This is a genomic window from Agathobaculum faecis (genome assembly GCF_014287995.1).
GTDB lineage: Bacteria > Bacillota > Clostridia > Oscillospirales > Butyricicoccaceae > Agathobaculum > Agathobaculum ammoniilyticum.
The window spans coordinates 1-997 of sequence record NZ_JACOPL010000064.1 but is presented as its reverse complement, the minus strand read 5'-3'; the positions used below and the strand labels follow the sequence as shown (position 1 = coordinate 997).

The 997-nt window shown below is 53.6% G+C and carries 3 protein-coding genes; all 3 read left to right on the top strand.

Annotated features, from left to right (window positions below; all coding sequences use genetic code 11):
• The first annotated feature begins 42 nt into the window (after positions 1 to 42).
• Entirely contained in the window at positions 43 to 288 is a 246-nt protein-coding gene (locus tag H8S45_RS15825) for a hypothetical protein (RefSeq protein ID WP_054328544.1), read from the top strand.
• Between the two features lie 177 nt (positions 289 to 465).
• Positions 466 to 639, top strand: coding sequence for a hypothetical protein (locus H8S45_RS15820; RefSeq protein WP_186950598.1), 174 nt, complete (start codon positions 466 to 468; stop codon positions 637 to 639).
• Positions 640 to 686: 47 nt separating this feature from the next.
• Positions 687 to 997 (top strand): hypothetical protein (locus H8S45_RS15815; RefSeq protein ID WP_186950596.1); only part of this gene is annotated, 311 nt, incomplete at its 3' end.

Below are 997 nucleotides of genomic sequence, written 5' to 3'. Positions count from 1 at the left end.
TTAACGACCGAGCGCATTTATATGGCTGAATAGAGGTGCAACATGGCAGGACGTGCAAAGGTGCCGGAAGAACTGGAACGGCTGACGAAGAGCCAGCGGTTGACCGTGATAGACGAGGCCGCGCTGGGTTTCGAGAATACGGTCATAGCCCGCAGGACGCTGATAGACCACTACCCGCAGGCGGACATTGCCGCTGAAATCGGGTACGACAGGTCCGTTGTTTCGCGGCGCTCCAGGGATATCTTTGCACGCCTGATCGACGTTGCCCGAATACTGCATATGGCTTAGCCCCGTGGGAGAACCCACGGGGTTTGCTTTTGCACACAACCGCACACAACCGCACACAAACGCCACACAAGCGCACACATCAAATCACGGTTTGTCCTACAATTAAATCATGGAGAACGGAAAAACGCTCGGTTCACGTCGCCGAGCGCCGTTTTCCAAAGAGAGGACGTGATTGGAATGGTAGCTTACGAGCAGCGCCTTGAGCGGCTTGGATATGCGCCGGAATGTGCAAGGCGCATTGTGGACGATTTTACTTCCACAGGGAAGCTCAAGGATTTAGCGGATTATATCAACTATAAAGAGAGCGAAAAACGTTCTATCAACGAACATGTAACGGAGGTGCTGGGTTGATGGCGTATCCTTATCAAACATATCTGCCCAATCAGGGAATGCAGCAAATGCCATATCAGCAGCCGATGATGCAGCAGCCCATGCCGCAACAGCCTCCGGCACCGATTGTCCGGCCGGTAGCTTCGCTGGATGAAGCAAGAGCAGTACAGACGGATTTCGGCGGGGCGCTGACGATCATGCCGGATATTTCGCACGGATTCATTTATACAAAGCAGCTTAATTTTCAGACGGGCAGCGCGGATTTCGCAGCCTACCAGCGCGTGCAGGAGCAGGCGGCTCCGCAGCAGGACATTAACCTTTCGGAATATGTGAAGAAGTCTGACTTTGACGAACTCGCAAGGCGGTTTAACGCCTTGTG

Excerpts from the sequence above, each read along its gene's own strand:
- H8S45_RS15820 (WP_186950598.1), top strand. The coding sequence starts at position 466 with ATGGTAGCTTACGAGCAGCGCCTTGAGCGGCTTGGATATGCGCCGGAA.
- H8S45_RS15825 (WP_054328544.1), top strand. The coding sequence starts at position 43 with ATGGCAGGACGTGCAAAGGTGCCGGAAGAACTGGAACGGCTGACGAAG.